Source organism: Rossellomorea aquimaris (genome assembly GCF_001877785.1).
Classification (GTDB): domain Bacteria; phylum Bacillota; class Bacilli; order Bacillales; family Bacillaceae_B; genus Rossellomorea; species Rossellomorea aquimaris_A.
Window position 1 is genome coordinate 246,035 of sequence record NZ_MINN01000085.1, and the last position, 22,343, is coordinate 268,377.

Below are 22,343 nucleotides of genomic sequence, written 5' to 3' on the forward strand. Positions count from 1 at the left end.
ATGAAATTAAGAATTGGAATCACATGTTATCCTACGGTTGGGGGATCTGGAGTAGTGGCTACGGAGCTCGGAAAGCTTCTCGCGGAAAAAGGCCATGAAATTCATTTCATCACTTCCAGCATCCCTTTCAGGATCAACAAGATGTACCATAATATATATTTTCACCAGGTTGAGGTCAATCAGTATTCAGTCTTTCAATACCCTCCATATGATATAGCGCTTGCCAATAAGATGGCTGAAATCATTAAGCGTGAAAACCTGGATATCCTGCACGTACATTATGCGATTCCCCATGCAGTATGTGCCATATTGGGAAAACAGATGTCTGACAGGGACGTTAAAATCGTCACGACACTCCATGGGACGGATATAACCGTACTCGGCTATGATCCGTCATTGACAGGTGCCATTCGGTTCGGTATTGAAAAATCGGATGTCGTTACGGCTGTCTCGAACGCACTCGTCGACCAGACGCATGATTTGATTCATCCTGATAAGGAGATTAAAACGGTCTATAATTTCATCGATGAACGGGTGTACAGGCCCGTCGATTCAAGTGAATTGCGTAAAGAATACGGTATAGCCCAGGGTGAAAAAGTCATTATCCACGTATCTAATTTCCGGGGAGTCAAAAGGGTAAGTGATGTTGTAGCCTCTTTCAACCTTATCCAGAAAGAAATTCCGGCAAAACTGCTGCTGGTAGGCGATGGCCCGGAAATGACTGTCGTATGCAGACAGGTGAAAGAATTAGGTCTGAATGACCGGGTGTTGTTCCTGGGGAAACAGGATAATCTTGAAGAACTTTATTCAATCAGCGACCTGAAGCTGCTTCTATCCGAGAAAGAGAGTTTCGGTCTCGTCGCGCTTGAAGCAATGGCGTGCGGTGTTCCGGCAATAGGTACGGATATCGGGGGGATACCGGAAGTGATTGAAGAAGGTTTCAACGGTTATATCTGTAAAGTGGGAGATGTTGAAGAAGTTTCATCGAAAGCGATCGGCCTCTTGAGTAATGAAGACCTGCACCGTTCACTTTCTGATAATGCGCTTGAGACAGCAAGGACAAAATTCCACTCAAAGAAAATCCTCGGCCAATACGAGCAGATATACAGGGACTTAGTATAGATACGCTTTACAGAAAAGAAGGTGTTAACATGCTCCCGAAGATGTTTCAGGATGCGATCCCCCTTTTAAAGAAAATTGAACAGGCGGGCTATCAGGCTTTTTTCGTAGGAGGGTCCGTAAGGGATTACCTTCTCGGCAGGCAGATCAATGATGTGGACATTGCAACATCGGCTTTTCCAGAGGAAATAAAATCAATCTTCCCCCGCACCGCCGATATCGGTATCGAGCACGGGACGGTATTGGTCATCGAGAAGGAAGGTGAATACGAAATCACCACATTCAGGACTGAATCCGGGTATGATGATTTCAGGCGGCCTGATAGAGTCGAATTCATCCGGTCACTTGAAGATGATCTCATGCGAAGGGATTTCACCATGAACAGTATGGCTATGGATGCAGAGGGTGTCATATATGACCCATTTGATGGCCGCGGCGATATCAAACAGAAATTGATCAGGACAGTGGGAGAGCCTGCAGAAAGGTTCTCCGAGGATGCCTTACGGATGCTGAGGGGTGTCCGTTTTGTAAGCCAGCTTGGTTTTGAGCTTGAAGCAGGTACCCGGGAGGCATTGACGGCATACTCGAATCTGCTGTCCCATATCGCCATCGAGCGGAAGACGATTGAATTCGAAAAGACCATCAGCGGGCATTACAGGGATAAAGCGTTCGAGATTCTTATCCAATCCACTCTATATAAACAACTGCCGGGTCTTTCTGGTGAATCTGAAGCCATCCGGAAAATAGCACGTCTTCCATTGGTGAAAAGATTAAATGCCGATCAAATGTGGCTGCTTTTAACAGCTAGCATGGATGCAGATCCTTCTGTTTTCTTGAAAATGTGGAGGCTTCCTTCCAAGGTGATTAAGGAACGCAATAAGGAAAAGGATATTTTATCCAGAAGAATGAAAGAAGGCTGGACGAGGGAGCTGCTCTTTCATTCAGGTTTGGAAAGGGCAGTCAATGTTGAAAAAGTATACAACTGCATTCTTTCTTCGAATTCACCCATTGAATCATTACTGGAAAAATATGAAGCACTTCCTATAAAGGATCGCAAGGAACTGAATGTCACAGGAAATGACCTTATGAATTGGTCCGGGAAAGCCGGCGGTCCATGGGTCAAGGAAACTCTTGAGGGCATCGAAAAGGCAATACTGAATGAAGAAATAACAAATGATCATGATACGATAAGGAGGTGGCTGGAAACATGCAATCCATCAGAAAAAAACTGATTCAGGCATTTTCAGAATCCAATGGCGAATTTCTATCGGGCCAGGCGCTGGCTGAAATTGCAGGTTGTTCCCGAACCGCAATTTGGAAACACATCGAAGAATTGAGAAAAGAAGGATTTAAATTGGAGGCTGTCAGGAAAAAAGGCTATCGGATCATTGATACACCAGACAGTGTCACCGAAAACAAGATCCGCCTGGGCCTTAATACCAAGACTTTGGGACAAGTCATCCATTATGAGGAATCGGTGCCCAGCACCCAAAAGATTGCACACGATTTAGCGGGCAGCGGAGCGGTGGAAGGTACACTTGTCATCGCGGATGAACAAACTGCCGGGAGGGGACGTCTCATGCGTGAATGGCATTCTTCATCCGGGAATGGCATTTGGATGAGTCTGATCATGAAACCCCATCTCCCGCCGCAAAAAGCACCGCAATTCACATTGATCACTGCAGTGGCAGTAGTGCAGGCAATTGAAGATGTGACGGGGCTCCAGCCCCAGATCAAGTGGCCGAATGATATACTGATAGATGGGAAGAAAGTTACCGGTATCCTGACTGAGCTGCAGGCTGAGTCTGACAAAATCAATTCCATCATCATCGGTATCGGGATGAATGTGAATCATTCGATTGATCATTTTCCTGATGAAATCCGCCAGATTGCCACGTCATTATCAATCGAAAAAGGGACCAGGATCTCCAGGTCTAAACTGGTGCAGACAGTCCTCGAAAAAATGGAATCATTGTATTCCCTCTATATGAAGGAAGGTTTCATACCAATCAAACTTCTGTGGGAAAGCTATGCCGTCTCGATTGGAAAAAGGATCAGGGCACGCACGATCAACGGTACAATCGAAGGAACGGCTCTAGGCATCACTGAAGAAGGCGTATTGAAAATAGAAGATGGCGAAGGTACCATACACAGAATCTATTCAGCGGATATCGAAGTGAATATTTAATGGTCATTATACGGGATGAGTGAAGAAATATCTTCATATCCATCCCGTTTTTTTATGTTATAATTTTGAGTGGGCAGTATCGAAAGAACTGCACCCTTACAAGAGCAAGAATCTCAATACTGAATAATATCTGCCTTGATCCAAATTGGACTGGGACAGAGGGTCGAAACAACAAATATTTAGACACTTGGGATCCTTCTGTCATTTTCAGGAGGTTTTTTTATTAGGCTGAAACGGCCTTATACGATTATGTAAGTGCATTCATATTTGTTTCGTCACCTCTGACTGCAAAGAAGGAGGAAGAAAATGAAACAGACAACTGATTTTTCAAAAATGAAACGGGAAAATGAGAAGCTCACGATGCTGACGGCTTATGATTATCCAAGTGCGAAGCTGGCTGAAGAAGCAGGCATCGATCTGCTTTTGGTCGGTGACTCCCTCGGGATGGTGGTTTTAGGTTATGATTCAACGGTTCCTGTCACCGTTGAAGATATGATCCATCATACGAAAGCTGTGAGAAGAGGGGCGTCCCGCACGTTCATTGTCACGGATATGCCTTTTATGACTTATCATCTTTCCAGGGAGGAAACATTGCGGACTGCGGCTCGTATCCTCCAGGATAGCGGTGCGAATGCCGTCAAGGTAGAAGGTGCAGGGGTCGTGATCGAGAGGATCAAAGCGATGACGGAGGCTGGAATACCTGTCATGGCACATTTAGGATTGACCCCTCAATCCGTAGGTGTCCTGGGGGGATACAAAGTGCAGGGCAAGACCGCCCATACAGCTCAGATGCTTCTTGAAGATGCGAAAAAGTGCGAAGAGGCCGGGGCATTCTCCATTGTCCTTGAATGTGTACCCAGACAGCTTGCAAAAGAGGTAACAGATGCAGTCGGCATCCCTGTAATCGGTATCGGTGCAGGAAGCGGCACGGACGGCCAGGTTCTGGTCTTTCATGATCTTATCACTTATGGTGTCGGAAGGGTTCCGAAGTTTGTCAAACAATACAGCAACGTTACTGAAACGATCAATGCCAGCATCGTTAACTATATAGAAGATGTAAAGGGAGGATCCTTCCCTGAAGAACAGCATTCTTTCACAATGAAAGAAGAAGAATTGCAAATGCTTTACGGGGGTAGTAAAAAGTGAAGATCATTACAAGCATGAATATACTGCGCCATGAAATTCAAAAGCATAAAGACTCAGGCGTCTCGATCGGTTTTGTACCAACGATGGGATTCCTCCACGAAGGCCACCTCACTCTGGCAGATGAGGCTCGAAAACAAAATGAGATTGTGGTCATGAGCATTTTTGTAAATCCATTGCAGTTCGGTCCGGACGAAGATTTCGATCGGTATCCGAGAGATATTGACCGTGACCGGGAACTCGCAGAAAATGCAGGCGTCGATATCTTATTCATTCCCGACGCTAAAGAGATGTACCCTGATGAATTATCCGTCACCATGACCGTGCATAAGCGCATTGATGTGCTTTGCGGAAAGAAACGGGAGGGTCACTTTGACGGAGTCGTCACCATATTGGCGAAGCTGTTTCATTTAGTGCAGCCGACAAGAGCCTATTTCGGCCTGAAGGATGCCCAGCAGATTGCGGTAGTGGAAGGTATGGTTGACGATTACTTCTTCCCTGTGCAGATTGTAAGGGTCCCTACGGTCCGGGAAGAAGACGGACTGGCAAAGAGTTCGCGCAATGTGTATCTGTCCGAAAAAGAACGAAAAGAAGCCCCCGTGCTTTATAAGAGTCTTAAAGAAGCTGGGAAGATGATAGAATCCGAAAAAATGGATTTGGACGCTGTCGTTTCAAAGGTCAGGGACACCATTCAAAATGAGACTTCCGGAGAGGTGGAGTATGTGGAGGCATATTCTTTTCCACAACTCGTCCCTGTAAATGAAATGTCAGGAGAAGTGATCATGGCAGTGGCAGTACAATTCGAGAAAGCAAGGTTAATTGATAACATCATCATTTCATTGGATGAAAAGGGGAATTCAGCATGTTTAGAACAATGATGAATGGTAAAATTCACAGAGCACGTGTGACAGAGGCAAACCTGGATTATGTAGGCAGCATCACGATCGATCAGGATATCCTTGATGAAGTAGATATGATAGCAAATGAAAAAGTCCAGATCGTCAATAACAACAATGGGGCAAGACTTGAGACTTACATCATACCGGGGGAAAGGGGAAGCGGTGTCATATGCTTGAACGGAGCGGCGGCCAGGCTCGTCCAAAAAGGGGATGTCGTCATCATCATTTCCTACAAACTGATAGCAGAAGAACAAGTGAAAAGCCATGTCCCGAAAGTGGCGATCATGAACGAAAACAACCAAATCGTTGATATGATCGGCACCGAACCCGAAGCGACGGTATATTCATAAACTAGAATAGGCCCGGACAAGAATGTTTGAGTTTTAGTAAAACGAACTAATTTGAATTTAAGACTTCAAGTTAGTTCGTTTTTTGTGTTCAAAGACACGTTAAGGTAATGAGTCAGTACCTAATGGAAGAGTAGTTTACTCTATCGTTTTTAAGGCTGTTTGATGTAAGTTCGAACGTTTTCCAGTTTAACCTTCATTCGGTTTTACTTTTCGTCTTCGAGTCCTATTCTCAATTTTCTACTCAAATTTCATTGGTGCTAACCGCCATTTTTCAGAATGGAGTTGTCTATGTTTATTACTATTCAATACCGATTCCAGCGGTTGATTGGAGTGCAGGACGAAGACTCCTGCGGGAAGAGTAGCTTATGTGAGACCCCGCAGGCTTGCCGAGGAGGCTCACGGGCTAGCCGCGGAAAGCGAAGTCCTGCACGGAAATCATTAGCGGTAATAAGATCTACATCCTTATTGTTTAACTTGAGGTGTAGCTTTATCTATTTTATCTAGGACTCATTTGTTAAATGATTTACCCATCATGAGATCATGAGCCTTCTGAAATGAATTGTGGTACACTTATCTAGAAATCATAGAGCAAGAACGAAGATGGAAATATAAAGGCAGTGAGATAACATGTTACCATTCAAATTAGTTGTAGTAGATCTGGAAACAACAGGGAACTCTCCCCGCAAAGGAGAAAAAATTATACAGATTTCAGCAGTCATCATCGAAAACGGAAAGATCACGGATCAATTCACCTCATTCGTTTCCCCCGGCAAGCCCATTCCTCCATTCATAGAGGAGCTTACGGGAATAAATGATGAAATGGTCAGCGGTGCACCCTCGTTTGATGAGATTGCACCTAAAATTCTGGAAATATTGGATAACGGTGTGTTTGTCGCTCACAATGTAACATTCGATCTTTCTTTTTTACAGGCAGAACTTGAAGAGGCGGGCTATAACCCTTTTGCAGGCCCTGCTTTTGATACAGTTGAACTGGCCAAAATTGCCATGCCTTCAGCTGACAGCTTCAAGCTTACAGAGCTTTCAAATACACTGTCATTGAGCCATGTCAGACCGCATCAGGCTGACAGCGATGCCTATGTAACGGCTGAGATCCTGCTTCATTTTATAAAGGAACTTCACGGGCTGCCGCTGGTGACCCTGGAGAAGCTTCAAATGCTCTCCGTGCATCTTAAAAGTGACTTGTCTTTACTGTTTGATGAGATCGTTTCCCACAAGCAAAGGCATGTCGAGGATCTCGAACATGGACTTGAGGTATACAGGGGGATTGCCCTTCGTAAGAAAAGTGAACCTGACCAAGGTTCCGATAATGTGGATAAAATTGATTTTGATATTACGAAAAGCATGGCAACCCATGTTTCCTCCTATGAGAAAAGAGATGTACAAATCCAGATGATGGATGAAGTGAGGCAATCATTCGCTGAAGGAAAGCATCTTGTGATTGAAGCTGGGACAGGAGTCGGAAAATCACTGGGATACTTATGGCCGGCGCTGCATTTTGCCAAACAGTCTGGTGAAAGAGTGGTGATCAGTACTTTTACCACCCAGCTGCAGGAACAATTGTTGCAAAAGGAAATCAAGCTTCTCGAAACAATCAGTCCATTCACGTTTCAGACAGTATTGTTGAAAGGGAAGAATCACTACATAAATTTATTCAAATTCGAACAGTCACTCAGGGAAGTGGATCCCCAATATGACGTTGTACTGACAAAGATGCAGATCCTGGTATGGCTGACGGGGACTGAAACCGGCGATGTAGATGAATTGAATCTTACCTCCGGGGGTCAGTTGTTTTGGAACAGGCTGCGGTATGACGGGTGGCACCTCCCGCACAGCAAAGATCCCTGGGTGTCGAAAGACTTCTATCTGTCTGCGCGAAAACGTGCCCAGACAGCTGATATTATCATCACAAACCACTCGATGCTGCTTTCGGATATCATCAATAAGGGTAATCTGATTCCCTCCTTTGATTATTTAGTCATCGACGAAGCACATCATTTGGAGAAATCGGCCAGACAGCATTTGGGGATCGTGTTGGATTATCTCTCCATTAAATTCACGACTTCACAGCTCGGGTCTCTTGAACAGAATCAATTATTCAAACGATTATCCAGCCTTATGAATGAATATGAAATAGAAGGAAATCTTTACTCATTTGAAATTGATGCGCTTGTGCACCAATTTTATCAGGATCTGGAAGAAGCTATGTCCGTCCTTGCGAATGTTTTTGTCAAACATGCCAAGAAAAGAACAGGCGCACAGAAAATACAGCTGAGAATATCAGATGAGATGAAAAGAAGCAGGAACTGGCAGCCTGTCCATATGGCGATGGAACGGGTCATTTCAGGGATGAAGACGATTGAAAGGGAATTTCAGGATATCCTCGATTCAATAAAAAAGAAAAAGATAAAACTAAAAGACAGCGAAAAAGCGCTGGTTGAAGAGTTTTACAGCTTTTTAGTCGAGTGGGATGATCTTCATCAACATTTCCGCACGGTGTTCCTTAAAGAAATGATGGATTATGTATTATGGCTCGACGGAGATACCCGCTCGCTGCCGAACAGCCTAATTATTCAGGCCCAGCCTGTCGCAGTGGCCCGGAATTTAAAGGAAGAGCTTTTTACAAAAAAGAAGAGTATTGTACTGACTTCTGCGACATTGACTGTCAGTGATTCATTCCATTACTTCTTGAATGAAATAGGACTTAACAGGGAAGAAATTAAACAGCTTAAACTTTCTTCCCCCTTTGATTATGCCGGGTCAGCCACACTATTTATACCGAATGATGTACCTGAGATTCAGCAAGTTTCAAATGAAGAGTATATCGAATCCATCAGTTCTCATTTAATTGGAGTGGCCGAGGCTACTAAAGGCAGAATGCTCATTCTTTTTACTTCATATGATATGCTGAGAAAAACGTATGAACTAATGAAGGAAAGCGGCTTGCTTGAAGATTATATCCTTATGGCACAGGGAATCACTTCGGGGAGCAGGACGAGGCTGACGAAAAATTTCCAGCGCTTCGATAAAGCGATCCTGTTCGGCACAAGTTCTTTCTGGGAAGGGGTGGATATCCCCGGGGAAGATCTTTCGTGCCTTGCACTGGTGAGACTTCCATTTTCACCGCCGGACGAACCTGTGACCCAGGCTAAATCTGAACTTCTTAAAGCACATGGGAAAAACCCTTTCTCAACTCATTCACTGCCTGAAGCGATCATCCGCTTCAAGCAGGGTGTGGGAAGGTTGATAAGAAGAAGCAGTGACAGAGGCGTCATCATTGTGTATGACCGCCGTATTAAAACGACCCGATACGGCAATGCTTTTATAGAATCAATCCCTTCCATGAATGTAAAAGAAGGAGATCTATTCGATTTGATTGAGCTGATAGAAGATTGGCTGTAAAAAAACGGAGACGAACCCGCCCTTTTTAAGGAAAAGCCGGTTCGTCTTTTTTTATATTGTTTTTCTTCTTCCAGTACCCCCGTTCTGGTTAAATTCCATCCTTTAACACAAAATAGAGGATAGATGAAAACTGGAGGCATGGATTATGAAAGGGGTAATATTCGCACTACTGCTGTTTCTTTTCTTTTCACAGCCCATTTACGGAATAAAAGTACCGGAATTGAACCTTAACCTGGCAGAAAATGAATACGCAATCAGCTTCCTTCCTTTAAAGAGCGGAGAGGTGGCGGTCCTTCACCTAGCTGCCGGTGACAATTATTTGATCAACACCGGTCCCCGCAGCCAAGTGAGAGAACTGTACTACTATCTGGATCAAATCAACATTAATGAAATAAAAGCGGTCATCATCACGGAGGAAGCTGAAATATATGAGGATACACTTCTAAAACTCAGGAAGAAATATTCAATTGCTGAAATCATGGCAGGAGCCTCCTTTTCCGAACCGCTTTTGAAGGCTGAAACGGCAGGGTTGAAGATTTTGAATGAAGGGGATATTCATCGGTTATCTCCAGAACTGGACTTGGAAGTCATCCACGACGGCAATGAAAAACAGGAAGGACTTGATTTCTCGCTTACTTTCTTCAATCACCGCTTCCTTTGGCTGAGTTCACAGTCCAAGCATGCAGAAGGCGTATTCATGAGCAAACCTTTAAAAAATGTGAACATTGTCAAGATACCGCTCCATTCAAAGACAGAATGCATATCAGACCCGCTGATCAAGCATATCGATCCCCAGACTGCACTTCTGTATCGTTCGAAAGAGAAATTGCTGAATGGTGACCTCCTTGAGGCAATCAATGAGGCGTGGATTGACCTCTACCTTACTGGCCAGCACGGCTTAATCACGATAAAATTCAACAAAAGTAATTATGAAGTACTTACCTTTGAACAAGATGACGGAGCATTCAAAGAACAGCCCGATGGAAGCTGATCACAGCATCAGCTTTCGATGAAAAAACTATAGGGATAAAGTTTTTTGCGTTTCTGTCTACCATATCCGGCGGGAATGTTGTTATAATGTCAGTAGTGTTTAGTAAGGAATAGAGATATCAGGACAGCTATGCACAAAACATCCTGGGAAGCGGCTGATGTATAGAAGGAGGGTAATGTATTGGAGAGCAAAATTGAAATTCTTTCCACGGTCAAGATTTCGTACACAGACGATTTATATAAAGTAGTGGATGCCTTAAACAGGACATTAAAAAAAGATGATTACATGTTTGGTCTGGCCCTGGATCCCGAAGATCAAAGTCAGGCTGTACTGACCATTTATCGTACATAATGAGGGTTGTAAATGAAAAAGTGGATTACAATTATTATCACTGCAGCGGTCATTCTTACCGGTATTGCGTCCATTCTTCTCTATCACAGTGCCAGAGGGCCGGTAGAGAAAGAATTTGATGAAGCGTCCAAACGGGTACTGAATGAGACAGCAATGAAAGAAATCGAGAAAAAAACGATTTATCACGGAGCAAAATCTTACACCGTGGTCACCGGAGAAGATAAAAATGGTGAAAAATCGGTTGCATTCGTTCCTGAGAAAAAAGGAGAAATAATCGTCAGAAAATGGGCTGATGGTATTTCGAAAGAACAGGCAATTAATAAACTAAAAGATGAAAAGCAGCCTGAAGAAATCTTATCCGTACGATTAGGTCATGAATCCGTAGGTCCGGTATGGGAGATCACCTACTTGGATAAACAGAAAAATTTAAACTATTTTTATCTTCTATTCTCTAACGGGGAATGGTGGAAAAAGATAGAAAACCTATAAGTTATTGGAGGAACCCATCGATGAAAGTATCTTTAGCGAAAAGAGTGAGTGCATTAACACCTTCTACTACCTTGGCAATTACAGCGAAAGCGAAGGAAATGAAAGCCCTGGGTATCGATGTAATCGGATTGGGAGCTGGTGAACCTGACTTTAACACACCGAAGCACATCATCCAGGCTGCATATGATTCACTGATTGAAGGACATACAAAATATACGCCTTCTGGCGGTACCCCCCAGTTGAAAGAAGCCGTTATAAGCAAATTCAAACAAGATCAGAACCTGACTTACAAACCTTCCGAAATCATCGTGACAAGCGGTGCGAAGCATGCACTTTACACTTTATTTCAAGTATTGTTGGACGATGGGGATGAAGTAATCATTCCAACTCCTTATTGGGTAAGTTACCCTGAACAGGTTAAGCTTGCAGGAGGAAACCCTGTCATTGTGGAAGGAAAACAGGAAAACTCCTATAAAATTACTCCTGAGCAATTGTCACAGTCCATTACGGAAAGAACAAAAGCGGTCATCATCAACTCCCCAAGCAATCCAACAGGCATGATCTATTCTGATGAAGAGTTGAAGGCGATCGGTCAAATCTGTTTAGAAAGAAATATTCTCATCGTTTCCGATGAAATCTACGAGAAGCTCGTTTATGACGGAAATACTCACACTTCCATTGCAGAGATTTCCGAAGAACTCAAGAATCAGACTATCATCATCAATGGTGTTTCAAAATCGCATTCGATGACAGGCTGGAGAATCGGTTATGCTGCAGGGAATGAAACAGTCATCAAGGCAATGACGAATCTGGCAAGCCATTCTACATCGAACCCGACGACCACTTCCCAATATGGTGCCGTGGCAGCATATACGGGGGATCAGCAGCCTGTTGAGAACATGAGGAAATCATTCGAAGAGCGATTGAATATTGTCTTCGAGAAGCTGAACAATATCCCGGGCTTCGACTGTATCAAGCCTCAAGGCGCTTTTTATCTGTTCCCGAATGTAAAAGAAGCAGCACGCCTCACGGGTTATGAAAGTGTTGATATTTTTGTTCAAGCACTACTAGAGGAAGCAAAAGTTGCCGTCATCCCGGGATCTGGGTTTGGTTCTGAGGATAATATCCGCCTATCCTATGCAACCAGCCTGGAGTCCATGGAGCAGGCAATCGAAAGAATACATGAATTCGTTGTAAAGAAAAGTCAATAACACACTTGGGGCAGGTCGTATTTCACGTTCTGCCCTTATATTATTTAGTATTGTCCAGCTGCAGGGCTTTGAGGCACATGTCATAAGCCACATGCCATCCAAAAAGGCAAAAAACGCCTTTAAGGATGCCCTGACTTATGCACGTCGCCTCTGATCGATCCGCCTCCGCTTTTCTATTTGTCCAGCTCCGGCGGCTAGCCCCTCGAGGTCATAAGCTAAATGGTCCGAGAAGGCAAAAAGACGCCTTCCCGGCCCATTCATCTTATGCTTGTCGCGGCTGATCGAGCCGCCTCCGCTTTTCTACTGTCCAGCTCCGGCGGCTAGAGGCTCGAGACATAAGCCATGCCATCCAAAAAGGCAAAAAACGCCTTTAAGGATGCCCTGACTTATGCACGTCGCCTCTGATCGATCCGCCTCTGCTTTTCTATCTATTGCGACAAAGCGACTCGAACTGTATAATATAGTACGATACATATAGCGTCTTAGTTTTTTTGGAGGGAAAAATCGTGAAAACAATAATTTCTCAAGTAAGTAAGTTTGTTGGTGAAGAGGTTACGATCGGTGCCTGGCTTGCCAATAAACGTTCAAGTGGTAAAATTGCATTCCTTCAGCTTCGTGATGGTACAGGGTTCATTCAGGGAGTCGTAGTCAAGAGCGAAGTGGAAGAAGAAATTTTTCAAAAAGCAAAATCGCTGACACAGGAAACGTCTTTATATGTCACAGGAGTGGTATCTGAAGATTCTCGTTCACCTTTTGGTTATGAATTACAGGTGAAATCGGTGGAAGTCATCCACGAAGCGGTGGATTATCCAATTACACCGAAAGAGCACGGAACTGAATTCCTTATGGACCACCGTCATTTGTGGCTGCGTTCCCGCAAGCAGCATGCGGTCATGAAAATCCGTAATGAAATCATCCGGGCTACATATGAATTCTTCAATCAAGAGGGGTTTGTAAAAGTCGATCCGCCAATCCTTACAGGCAGTGCTCCTGAAGGAACTACAGAATTGTTTGCAACCAAGTACTTTGACGAAGATGCCTATCTTTCTCAAAGTGGACAACTATATATGGAAGCAGCTGCCATGGCACTCGGAAAAGTATTTTCTTTCGGGCCGACATTCAGGGCTGAAAAATCCAAAACGCGCCGTCATCTTATCGAGTTCTGGATGATCGAACCTGAAATGGCTTTCTATGATTTTAAAGACAATCTGGAAGTTCAGGAGCAATATGTTTCTTATATCGTCCAATCTGTCCTTGAAAACTGTAAGCTTGAGTTGGACCGTTTGGGAAGGGATACGTCCAAATTGGAACAAATCAAAGCACCATTCCCAAGAATCACTTATGATGACGCGGTCAAGTTATTGCACGAAAAAGGATTCGAAGATATCGAATGGGGAGATGATTTCGGGGCACCGCATGAGACAGCGATTGCTGAAACATATGATAAACCTGTATTCATTACCCATTACCCGACATCCTTGAAGCCGTTCTATATGCAGCCCGACCCGGATCGTGACGATGTAGTGCTTTGTGCAGACCTTATCGCGCCTGAAGGATATGGGGAAATCATCGGAGGTTCTGAAAGGATCCACGATGCAGAACTAATGAAAAAGCGCATTGAAGAACATGAATTGGCGACAGATGCATATAAATGGTATCTGGAACTGCGGGAATACGGCTCTGTCCCGCATTCAGGATTCGGTCTGGGACTTGAACGTACAGTCGCATGGATCAGCGGAGTGGAACACGTAAGAGAAACAATCCCATTCCCACGCCTCCTGAACCGTCTATACCCATAAAGTATAAATGTGAGCTGACTTTATTTGCAGAAATGCAGATTATAGTCAGCTTTTTCTCTTTTGCCGTTTATTCATGAATGACAAATATTTAACATGGATTTGATTTGTATCCAGCTTTTGATTGGAGTGAAGGACGCAGACTCCTGCGGGAAAAGTAGCTAATGTGAGACCCCGCAGGAACGAAGTGACGAGGAGGCTCACGGGCTACCCGCGGAAAGCGGAGTCCTGCACGGAAATCAAAAGCGGTATTCAATGTACCTAAAGTGTTAAATAATTCTTCTGAACACATCCATATCGACATAGATAATAAGCATGATATACTAAAAGGTGAGGTGTGCCGTATATGGATTATAAACAACTAATGGTGTCCTGGATCGAAGAGGGGACACTGAATATCCCGCAATTACTACTATCTAATTATCATACCCTCGGATTAAATGAATCCGAATTTGTCCTTCTTCTTCACATCTACGGACAAATCGAAAAAGGAAACAGCTTTCCAACACCAGAGGAACTTTCTGAACATATGAGTATTTCTGCGGAATACTGTTCCTCCATCTTAAGAAAACTGATACAGCAGCAGTTCCTGACGATCGATCAAGGTGCTTCACCGGACGGGATCTTATTCGAAAGATACTCGCTTGTTCCTTTATGGGAGAAGCTTGCTGATTTTGTCATCCAAACTTCGAAGATGCAACAGATGCAAAAGTCAATGGAAGAAGAGGCTGACATTTATTCGATTTTCGAGCAGGAATTCGGGCGTCCGCTTTCACCGCTTGAATGTGAGTCGCTCAGTATGTGGCTCGACCAGGATGAACATAATTCCACGATCATCAAGGCTGCGCTCCGGGAAGCGGTCATTTCCGGTAAGCTGAATTTCAGATACATTGACCGGATTCTATTCGAGTGGAAGAAAAACGGTGTCAAAACGATAGAAGATGCCCGTAATCAAAGTCAAAAGTTCAGGATGCATCAGAAACCGCAGGCTCAAAATGACGCTTCTGCACCAAAGAGGAAATCGGTTCCTTTCTATAATTGGCTGGAACAATAATGAATGATACAAAGGGACTGCACCCGAAATTTGGGACAGTCCCTTTATCAGTGTATACTAAATAAAAATACATATAGAGAAGTAATCAGTATTAGAGTGAGGAGAAGATAAAAGTGCTGAACAAAAAACAGATACAAATATGCCTGGATGAAATGAAAAAAATGTTTCCCGACGCGCATTGCGAACTACGGCATGAAAATCCTTTCGAGTTAGTGATTGCAGTACTGCTTTCCGCTCAATGCACAGATGCATTAGTGAATAAAGTAACGAAGGGGCTATTTGAAAAATACAAGACACCACAGGATTATCTGGGGGTCACACTGGAAGAACTGCAGCAGGACATTCGTTCCATTGGACTTTACCGCAATAAAGCGAAGAACATTCAGAAATTATGTGAAATACTTCTTACGGAATATGGCGGTGAAGTTCCAAAAGAACACTCTGAACTGGTCAAACTTCCTGGAGTAGGGAGGAAGACCGCCAATGTGGTGGTGTCTGTAGCCTTTGGGGAACCCGCGCTTGCAGTCGATACTCACGTTGAGAGGGTTAGTAAAAGACTTGGTATCTGCAGATGGAAGGACAGTGTTCTCGAAGTCGAAAAAACATTGATGAGAAAAATCCCAAGAGATGAATGGTCTGAAACTCACCATCGCTTAATTTTCTTCGGAAGATATCATTGCAAGGCACAATCCCCCCAATGTGATATTTGCCCGCTTCTTGACTTATGCCGTGAAGGCCAGAAGCGGATGAAGAAGAAGGAAAAGATATGACAGTCGTTCGCCTGAACATCCCTGACCAGCTGACCGATTCCTTTTTTTTCGAGAAAAAAGAAGTGTCTGTCTGCCCTGAGCGATATATGGAAGAGGGGAACTTCTTTGCACAGGAAATTCTATTTTACAATGGGGGAGAAGGGAACGATTTCCCTTGGGAAACAGAGGAACAGGCAGTCAGGGAGATATTGGCCGCCTGGAATGAAGTACAAGATGTCATCAAGGAACGGTTTACGCTGCGAGATGGCTCTGAACGGCTTTTCATGAAAAGAGGCATTGCTTTATTTTATATGATCCTGTTTTGGAGTAATTCCCAGCCTGTTGTATTAAACGAATGGAAGAGGCAAATGGAAGATCTCTCTCTTAAACCGGTTAATATTGAAGAGAGACTATCATTCATCAGGGACAATCCCCGCCTTTATCATTCCTATGTGCAGCTGGCAGGATTGTTCCAGGAACAGCATAAGCAGTTTGCGAAGGACAGGGCGATGTACCATTCAAATAAGAACAAAAAATAAGGCAGCCGGGAGATTCCCGTGCTGCCTTTCTTTATTTCTATTGATTGAATAAGCCAGGGGAGGATTCGGTATTATCCCCGCCGTCGGTTCCAGTTCCGCCGTCGGTTCCAGTTCCCCCGCCGGTTCCGTCTCCTTCACCGGTTCCACCGTCGCCGGTACCTGTGCCGTCTCCTTCACCGGTTCCTTCACCGGTTCCGCCTTCACCGTTGCCAGTACCATCTCCACCAGTACCGTCATCTTCTGAAGGAGGATTGTCTCCTTCGTCACCGGTGCTGCCGTCATCGCCTTGGTCATTTCCGTTTCCATCTCCATTGTTATCTTGACCGTTACCCTGGCCATTTTCGTTACCTTGGCCATCTTGATTACCCTGGCCGTCTTCATTTTCTTTTTCATCTTCTTTTTCGCCCTTCACGTTTACATCCACGGTTGCGGGGTCGCTTCGCTCGTCACCTTTGACGGCAACCACTTCGAAAGTGAATGTGCCGGAGGATGTGATGTTTTCCACGTTCAGGCCGTTTTTATCTGTTGTTGTGAGCGTTTGTTTGTCAGCACCATTAATCAATACTGAAACTTCAAATGTTACGCCGTCTTTTTTCTTCTTATCATAATCCCATGCAAGGGTGATCGTCTTATCTTTTTTATTGTATTTCCCTTTCAGGCCTTTCGGAGCATCAAGTTTATCGTATTCTTTTGAAACCTTTGTCGGCTCGGTTCCTTTTACAAAAAGCTCCGTGATGATCTTATCATCAGGCGTGTAGTCACTAGGCAGTCTTGCCGGATTGCTTCCTTCTTCCACCTGTACTTCCACAACACTGTCAGGTTTCTTGAAGTCGGCTGTGTCGACACCTTCATGAACATAGCCCATCAAGTCTTTGACGATATACTGTGCAATGTGTCGGTCTGACGGACTTAATGAATATTTATTCTGTTGATCAAATCCAGTCCATACTGCTGCAGTATAATTGGTTGTATAACCGACAAACCAAGAATCAGGTGCATGTGATTTAGGAATGCTGTTAGCTTCACGCGTTTTCTGATCATAGTTGGTTGTACCGGATTTCCCTGCCATCGGAAGGCCAGGGACTTTTGCATGGGCACCCGTGCCTCGTGGATGATCGATGACACTCTTCAGCATATCTGAAATCATATAGGCTGTATAATCTTTCATCGCAGGTTCCGGTTTATCATCATGCTTGATTTCTGTTTCACCATCGCGGAGGACAACTTTTTTAACTGCATGAGGCTTGTTGTATACACCTTCATTTCCGAAAGCTGCGTATGCACCGGCCATCTGTACAGAGTTCATTCCTGGTGAAACGGCACCGATCGATGCTGATTCATAGTAATGCTCGAAATCAAGGCCGAGACCGTTCACGAATTCCTCTGCTTTTTCCGGTCCTACTTCCTGGAATGCTTTGAGGGCCGTCACGTTTCGTGAATCCCATAAAGCTTCCCTCATCGTGATGGCACCTTTGTGCTGCATGTCATAGTTGTTGATTTCAGCGCCGTTTGAGTATTTATATGGCTCATCCTTGAGGATGTGGTATGTCGACCATTTCAGGTTTTCGACTGCCGGGCCGTAATCAAGCAGCGGCTTGATTGTCGAGCCGGGCTGGCGTTTCGTATCTACGGCATAATTAAAGCCGCGCTGAACTGACTCTTCAGTATTTCTGCCGCCGCCGATTGCGCGGATCTCCCCGGTTTGTGTATCCATCAGGGTAATGCCGGCCTGCATGAGAGCATCTGCCTGGTCAGGATAGGCGAAATCGATCGCTTCACCCGCAAGGATCTGCTCAACACGCTTTTGAGCATTTGTATCCAGGGTAGTATAGACTTTCAATCCATCCGAGAATAAATTGAAATCTCCCATTTTTTCGACTTCATCGATAACTGCATCTACATAGGCGGGATATTTATTTCCATTTTCCGCTGCCAATTCTTCTTCGGAAACCAATCCTTTAGTGATCGGGATCTTTTGGGCTTCCTCTTTTTCTTTTTCACTGATCTTACCGTGCTGGGCCATGAGGGACAGCACAATATTCCTTCTCTTTTCAGCCTTTTCAGGATGTTTGAACGGGTTGTAATTGTTTGGACTTTGAGGCAGTCCAGCGATCAAAGCTGCTTCGTGGAGCTTGATATCCTTGATCTCTTTGCCATAGTAATAGTCTGCTGCTGTCGCCATGCCGTGTATTCCTCCGGACATGTAGACCTTATTGAAATACATCTCGAAGATTTCTTCCTTAGTGTATTCCTGCTCGAGTTTAAGGGCAAGCCATGCTTCCTGGGCCTTTCTTTTCAGGGTCTTATCGGGACTCAGAAATGAACCCTTGATCACCTGCTGGGTAATGGTGGAGGCACCTTCCGAACCAAATCCCCCGGTGACATTCGCAATGACAGCACCCCCAAGGCGGATCAGGTCGATTCCATTATGCTTATAGAAGCGGTTATCCTCAGTCGCGAGGACTGCATCCTGCATGACTTGTGGAATCTCATCGAAGTTAGCATATTCCCTGTTTTCTTTCCCGACAGTTGTGATCAACTCGCCGTTCATATCATAGATTTCAGATGCAACCGGGTCTTTAAGCAATTTTTCATCCAGCTTTGGAGCACTGGATGCGTAATATGCAAATAATCCTGCACCAGCTAACATGCCGATGATGCCTATAATAAATAATGAAATGATTACACGTTTCACCATAGAGCCTTTTTTTGTTTTCTTCGGTTTAGACTTCTGCTGGGCTAGACGCTTCTCTTCTCTTGACTTATATTGACCAGCCATTTTGTTTCCTCGCTTTCAATCTTCTGTCTTTTTAGTATTGTCTAAGATTTTATTTCTACTACCTATAATGAGATAAACTATAGATTATCTCATTTTGGTGTATCTAAAAATATAACTGATGGACTATTTTTAAATAATCAACCCTGGGATGCAGCCCCAATGGGATCCTGAACCCGCTTTCTTCGATTTCTTCTTTCCTGATTGATTTCCTGCCTCCGTTCTTCATACGGTCCCAATAGACTTTCAATGGTTGGAAAGGGAGTAAATATACTTCTTCCGACAGTGAAAACCGAAGCAATACGAAGGTTATGCCGTCCTGTTCATGAACACTGTCCATATGGATGATTTGATGTTCATGAAAGTTTTGGAGCGGGAAGGAGGTTTTGTTTTTTGTTTCCTTCGCTTCAAAATCAATGTATCTGCCTTTATAAACACCGTTATAATCGGTGGTTGACGGCTGCTTGAAGTAAGCTTCCTTGATTACAGCTGCACTCCTCGCCGGATAATGGACATCCACTATTTGTACCGGAGTGGGTTTTTTATGGATGACGGCTGATTTGTGGACCAAGTAATATTGGTTGGTTTCATTAATATCTTCTTCCAGTGTCATCCCGCGGTTACTGTAGGAAACCTGTTTGACTTTCGGTTTATTAACGGCTGATTTCGATTCAGTATATTTTTTTCCATTGGGATAATGGAATTTCATGGGAATACACCTCGCAGACTAAACTATATCATAACAGAAACCACTCCAATTTGTGTGAATAATTGATTACAAATTCCTTAAGATATGACTAAAGGAGAATAATGTTAAATGGATGAATTCAATAATACCTATCGCTTTTTACCCTATATATCAGAATTTAAACGTGATCAAGACTGGGTTAAATTTCTACAGGGAATGGTTGATCATTACAATCAAGATAATATTACAAGAACCATCGCTTATCAAAGCTTTTTCCTTCACCACCCCGAAATCGAGTGGGCGTTTCTAGCTTCGATGGTCTCAAGGAACGCAGGATGGAATATGACCGATTTAGAAGGAAGGACGTTTAAGGCGCTGCTGAATCCCGAAACCAGGAAAAGTCTCTTTATGACATATGAAAGAGCCAATTGGGCAATTTTTCAGGATGCATTCCCTCAACTTCTTATCTATCATTATTCGACGTTGAATGAAGTGAAAATGTTTCATCTTTTAAAGGAATTTCATGTGTCTGAATTTATCCAGAAAGAATGGGAACAATTTTGGAAGCACAGGGATGGGGCGAAACTTGTGCAATCTCAAATTATTAATGAGCAGAACCTTATACAGAAGCCGGTGATCGAGCATCCCGTATACAAAGAGAAGGTGTTCCGGTCGGGCTTGTTCTTCATTGAGGACCATCTCCACTTTTGCTCTGTCGTGTTTCCGAACAGGAACGGCGATCTCTTCGGGGCAAGTGTGCATGATTTCAGGAATGTGGATGATCGTATTACATTGGGGAATATCCTTTATCGAATATTGTTTCATGAAAAATACCATCCAGCTTTTTATGATTTTGCCATCAATGTAAATCCAACGGGATCAAGGAGGGATTATGAGGGTTTTTGTGCACCTGAACTTGCGAGGACAAATACCCCCGCGCTGAAGGATGTGTATGATAACGTCAATCACCATTGGGACATCACGGAAGACTGGTCAAGCGCCGCTAAGGTGAAGAATTCATGGTATAGGAAGGCTGAACTGCCTGAGGAACCGCTCATGACAAAATGGTTCTTCCGGAAACAAGGACAAATGAAGAAGGTGGCGCGTCTGAAATCCTTGTTAATGAAAAAGAAAAAAACTGCGGGCAATTATTGAACCGGCAGTTTTTCATATGAAAGGCTGAACGAGCCGCCTTTGCATTTTGTTAAGTAGAAGGTCTGTTTTCGCCTTCCAGTTTTGGGTTGCCTTTTGATGCTTTTGTTTGATGCTGGTTGGTTTCAGCAGGCTGTTTTGTGTTTTTGTTATTTTGTGTTTTCATAAGAACACCTCCGCTGTTATTATTTGAGCTCTCTTCAGTTTTATTCAGGGGCTGTCGAAAAATAATGGGGCGGTTGTCCTAAATGCACTTTCTTTGACGAAACGCTTCTAGTTTTGTCATGAGGGAAGGGAATGCTTTTTATAAAGAGAATTCTTTACTTAAATCCAAAAAAGCCGGGGGGAAGAAATATGCTTCCAAAGCAAGATATTATGTTGAAATTAGCTGAAATTGAGGAAAGCCTGAACCAGCTCGAACAAAGCATTTATGATCGAATTTCAATGGAAGAAAGGGCTGAAGAATCGAGACTGGCTGGAAAAATCGAAGACCTGGAATGCAAGGTGGCAGCAGCCGAGAGCAGGGCGGAAACTTTCCACAATAGAAGAGAACATTCATTTGCGGCCCGAAAGCTTGAATTATCGTATAAGACATCATAAACTTACTATTATAAGTAGCATTTTATTGCTACTTTTTATTTTTGTCTTACCCTGTTTGGAGGTTAAATATGAAAGAGTTGATTTCTGTGACTGAAGATTTGATTGCTTTAGTCGAAAAGATGATGGGTGAATACAAAAGACGCCGGGAAACAGGGGAGAAAGGTGACTTCTATAAGGAAGTCAAACCATTTGCAGATGAAGTCAAAGACAGAAATGACAAGTGGAAGGAACTTTCCCTAAGCTGGATCGAAACGGAGCGGCCAAAGTATCTTCACCCGCCACAGGTCTTGAATACATACGACAATATTGAAATGCTGTCTGTGCATTGTTTCTTTCCTGAATCGAGTTATAACAGGTTTATCAGTCATCATCAATCTGTCCGCTATGTACTGCAAACCATTCTGGATAATCTGTCCGATGAAACCGATGAATAAGAATAAAAAGGGGCTTCCTGCTGGAAGCCCTGAATCATACTTATAATGAGGGAACGGCGTGACCGTAGCTCAGATTGATTTCCCTTACGAGTTCTTTATAATTTTGCAGAGAAATTTCATTAGAAATGTATAGTTTTTTTGTTAACATGAGGAGCTCCAGGCCATCGGCTGACTGCTGCTGTTTTTGACTCTCAAACTGTTTTAACAATTCACTAAAGTTCATATAAATTCCTCCCGATACTTTCAAGTTTTTATCCTTCTTCATTCATTATCCTAACATAGAAAACGTTTTCTTTAAGTTGTTAGAATAATGTAACTTCCGACATTATTTGTGGTTTTTGTCGAAAGAAAATGATATGTTCATTCACCGTATGACCCAGACTTTCATATTGTG

21 protein-coding genes are annotated in these 22,343 nt (G+C 43.7%); 18 read left to right on the plus strand and 3 right to left on the minus strand.

What is annotated here, in order from left to right; translation table 11 throughout:
* From bshA to BHE18_RS11245, 15 genes are all read left to right on the plus strand, one after another.
* Positions 1 to 1,122, plus strand: a complete 1,122-nt coding sequence (gene bshA / locus BHE18_RS11170; protein WP_071618643.1) for an N-acetyl-alpha-D-glucosaminyl L-malate synthase BshA — start codon at positions 1 to 3, stop codon at positions 1,120 to 1,122.
* Between the two features lie 29 nt (positions 1,123 to 1,151).
* Entirely contained in the window at positions 1,152 to 2,351 is a 1,200-nt protein-coding gene (locus BHE18_RS11175; protein ID WP_071618644.1) for a CCA tRNA nucleotidyltransferase, read from the plus strand.
* The gene (locus BHE18_RS11180) at positions 2,327 to 3,307 is read left to right on the plus strand and encodes a biotin--[acetyl-CoA-carboxylase] ligase (protein ID WP_083573718.1); all 981 of its coding nucleotides are present in this window, start codon (positions 2,327 to 2,329) and stop codon (positions 3,305 to 3,307) included. Before BHE18_RS11175 ends, BHE18_RS11180 begins: the two co-directional genes overlap by 25 nt.
* 306 nt (positions 3,308 to 3,613) lie before the next feature.
* Positions 3,614 to 4,453 carry a 3-methyl-2-oxobutanoate hydroxymethyltransferase gene (gene panB, locus BHE18_RS11185; protein WP_071618646.1) on the plus strand — a complete coding sequence of 280 codons (840 nt, stop codon included), beginning with the start codon at positions 3,614 to 3,616 and terminating at the stop codon, positions 4,451 to 4,453.
* A 14-nt stretch (positions 4,454 to 4,467) separates the two neighbouring features.
* Positions 4,468 to 5,328 (plus strand): pantoate--beta-alanine ligase, encoded by an 861-nt coding sequence (gene panC / locus BHE18_RS11190; RefSeq protein WP_440480391.1) that lies wholly within the window; start codon positions 4,468 to 4,470, stop codon positions 5,326 to 5,328.
* On the plus strand, positions 5,313 to 5,699 hold the full coding sequence (panD, locus tag BHE18_RS11195; RefSeq protein ID WP_071618648.1) for an aspartate 1-decarboxylase: 387 nt from the start codon (positions 5,313 to 5,315) through the stop codon (positions 5,697 to 5,699). Before panC ends, panD begins: the two co-directional genes overlap by 16 nt.
* A gap of 627 nt (positions 5,700 to 6,326) precedes the next feature.
* Entirely contained in the window at positions 6,327 to 9,119 is a 2,793-nt protein-coding gene (gene dinG, locus BHE18_RS11205; protein WP_071618649.1) for an ATP-dependent DNA helicase DinG, read from the plus strand.
* 145 nt (positions 9,120 to 9,264) lie between these two features.
* Entirely contained in the window at positions 9,265 to 10,110 is an 846-nt protein-coding gene (locus BHE18_RS11210; RefSeq protein ID WP_071618650.1) for a hypothetical protein, read from the plus strand.
* A 180-nt stretch (positions 10,111 to 10,290) separates the two neighbouring features.
* Positions 10,291 to 10,461 carry a YpmA family protein gene (locus BHE18_RS11215; RefSeq protein ID WP_071618651.1) on the plus strand — a complete coding sequence of 57 codons (171 nt, stop codon included), beginning with the start codon at positions 10,291 to 10,293 and terminating at the stop codon, positions 10,459 to 10,461.
* A gap of 12 nt (positions 10,462 to 10,473) precedes the next feature.
* Positions 10,474 to 10,950 (plus strand): cell wall elongation regulator TseB-like domain-containing protein, encoded by a 477-nt coding sequence (locus BHE18_RS11220; RefSeq protein ID WP_071618652.1) that lies wholly within the window; start codon positions 10,474 to 10,476, stop codon positions 10,948 to 10,950.
* Positions 10,951 to 10,970: 20 nt separating this feature from the next.
* Positions 10,971 to 12,161 (plus strand): pyridoxal phosphate-dependent aminotransferase, encoded by a 1,191-nt coding sequence (locus BHE18_RS11225; RefSeq protein WP_071618653.1) that lies wholly within the window; start codon positions 10,971 to 10,973, stop codon positions 12,159 to 12,161.
* Positions 12,162 to 12,667: 506 nt separating this feature from the next.
* Entirely contained in the window at positions 12,668 to 13,960 is a 1,293-nt protein-coding gene (asnS, locus tag BHE18_RS11230; protein WP_171910699.1) for an asparagine--tRNA ligase, read from the plus strand.
* Positions 13,961 to 14,303: 343 nt separating this feature from the next.
* Positions 14,304 to 15,011: a DnaD domain-containing protein gene (locus BHE18_RS11235; protein WP_071618654.1), complete on the plus strand. Its 708-nt coding sequence runs from the start codon at positions 14,304 to 14,306 to the stop codon at positions 15,009 to 15,011.
* 113 nt (positions 15,012 to 15,124) lie between these two features.
* A complete protein-coding gene (nth, locus tag BHE18_RS11240) occupies positions 15,125 to 15,781 on the plus strand; it encodes an endonuclease III (protein WP_071618655.1) in 657 nt (218 codons plus the stop codon).
* A complete protein-coding gene (locus tag BHE18_RS11245; RefSeq protein ID WP_071618656.1) occupies positions 15,778 to 16,299 on the plus strand; it encodes a YpoC family protein in 522 nt (173 codons plus the stop codon). The genes nth and BHE18_RS11245 overlap by 4 nt, the downstream gene beginning before the upstream one ends.
* A gap of 37 nt (positions 16,300 to 16,336) precedes the next feature.
* Here the strand turns inward: BHE18_RS11245 and BHE18_RS11250 are convergent, their stop codons facing one another.
* Positions 16,337 to 19,078 (minus strand): transglycosylase domain-containing protein, encoded by a 2,742-nt coding sequence (locus BHE18_RS11250; protein ID WP_071618657.1) that lies wholly within the window; start codon positions 19,076 to 19,078, stop codon positions 16,337 to 16,339.
* 103 nt (positions 19,079 to 19,181) lie between these two features.
* On the minus strand, positions 19,182 to 19,784 hold the full coding sequence (gene recU / locus BHE18_RS11255; protein WP_071618658.1) for a Holliday junction resolvase RecU: 603 nt from the start codon (positions 19,782 to 19,784) through the stop codon (positions 19,182 to 19,184).
* Between the two features lie 108 nt (positions 19,785 to 19,892).
* Here recU and BHE18_RS11260 point away from each other — a divergent pair, with 108 nt between their 5' ends.
* The 3 genes from BHE18_RS11260 to BHE18_RS11270 all read left to right on the plus strand — a co-directional run bounded on the left by BHE18_RS11260 (position 19,893) and on the right by BHE18_RS11270 (position 21,949).
* Positions 19,893 to 20,918, plus strand: a complete 1,026-nt coding sequence (locus tag BHE18_RS11260) for a DUF2515 family protein (RefSeq protein ID WP_071618659.1) — start codon at positions 19,893 to 19,895, stop codon at positions 20,916 to 20,918.
* A gap of 351 nt (positions 20,919 to 21,269) precedes the next feature.
* Positions 21,270 to 21,515, plus strand: coding sequence for a hypothetical protein (locus tag BHE18_RS11265; protein ID WP_141771859.1), 246 nt, complete (start codon positions 21,270 to 21,272; stop codon positions 21,513 to 21,515).
* 68 nt (positions 21,516 to 21,583) lie between these two features.
* A complete protein-coding gene (locus tag BHE18_RS11270; protein WP_071618661.1) occupies positions 21,584 to 21,949 on the plus strand; it encodes a YppE family protein in 366 nt (121 codons plus the stop codon).
* 40 nt (positions 21,950 to 21,989) lie between these two features.
* Here BHE18_RS11270 and yppF read toward each other — a convergent pair whose 3' ends face one another.
* A complete protein-coding gene (gene yppF / locus BHE18_RS11275) occupies positions 21,990 to 22,172 on the minus strand; it encodes a YppF family protein (RefSeq protein WP_071618662.1) in 183 nt (60 codons plus the stop codon).
* Between the last annotated feature and the right edge of the window lie 171 nt (positions 22,173 to 22,343).

Excerpts from the sequence above, each read along its gene's own strand:
- bshA (WP_071618643.1), top strand. The coding sequence starts at position 1 with ATGAAATTAAGAATTGGAATCACATGTTATCCTACGGTTGGGGGATCT.
- BHE18_RS11175 (WP_071618644.1), top strand. The coding sequence starts at position 1,152 with ATGCTCCCGAAGATGTTTCAGGATGCGATCCCCCTTTTAAAGAAAATT.
- BHE18_RS11180 (WP_083573718.1), top strand. The coding sequence starts at position 2,327 with ATGCAATCCATCAGAAAAAAACTGATTCAGGCATTTTCAGAATCCAAT.
- panB (WP_071618646.1), top strand. The coding sequence starts at position 3,614 with ATGAAACAGACAACTGATTTTTCAAAAATGAAACGGGAAAATGAGAAG.
- panC (WP_440480391.1), top strand. The coding sequence starts at position 4,468 with ATGAATATACTGCGCCATGAAATTCAAAAGCATAAAGACTCAGGCGTC.
- panD (WP_071618648.1), top strand. The coding sequence starts at position 5,313 with ATGTTTAGAACAATGATGAATGGTAAAATTCACAGAGCACGTGTGACA.
- dinG (WP_071618649.1), top strand. The coding sequence starts at position 6,327 with ATGTTACCATTCAAATTAGTTGTAGTAGATCTGGAAACAACAGGGAAC.
- BHE18_RS11210 (WP_071618650.1), top strand. The coding sequence starts at position 9,265 with ATGAAAGGGGTAATATTCGCACTACTGCTGTTTCTTTTCTTTTCACAG.
- BHE18_RS11220 (WP_071618652.1), top strand. The coding sequence starts at position 10,474 with ATGAAAAAGTGGATTACAATTATTATCACTGCAGCGGTCATTCTTACC.
- BHE18_RS11225 (WP_071618653.1), top strand. The coding sequence starts at position 10,971 with ATGAAAGTATCTTTAGCGAAAAGAGTGAGTGCATTAACACCTTCTACT.
- BHE18_RS11235 (WP_071618654.1), top strand. The coding sequence starts at position 14,304 with ATGGATTATAAACAACTAATGGTGTCCTGGATCGAAGAGGGGACACTG.
- BHE18_RS11245 (WP_071618656.1), top strand. The coding sequence starts at position 15,778 with ATGACAGTCGTTCGCCTGAACATCCCTGACCAGCTGACCGATTCCTTT.
- BHE18_RS11250 (WP_071618657.1), bottom strand. The coding sequence starts at position 19,078 with ATGGCTGGTCAATATAAGTCAAGAGAAGAGAAGCGTCTAGCCCAGCAG.
- recU (WP_071618658.1), bottom strand. The coding sequence starts at position 19,784 with ATGAAATTCCATTATCCCAATGGAAAAAAATATACTGAATCGAAATCA.
- BHE18_RS11260 (WP_071618659.1), top strand. The coding sequence starts at position 19,893 with ATGGATGAATTCAATAATACCTATCGCTTTTTACCCTATATATCAGAA.
- BHE18_RS11265 (WP_141771859.1), top strand. The coding sequence starts at position 21,270 with ATGCTTCCAAAGCAAGATATTATGTTGAAATTAGCTGAAATTGAGGAA.
- BHE18_RS11270 (WP_071618661.1), top strand. The coding sequence starts at position 21,584 with ATGAAAGAGTTGATTTCTGTGACTGAAGATTTGATTGCTTTAGTCGAA.
- yppF (WP_071618662.1), bottom strand. The coding sequence starts at position 22,172 with ATGAACTTTAGTGAATTGTTAAAACAGTTTGAGAGTCAAAAACAGCAG.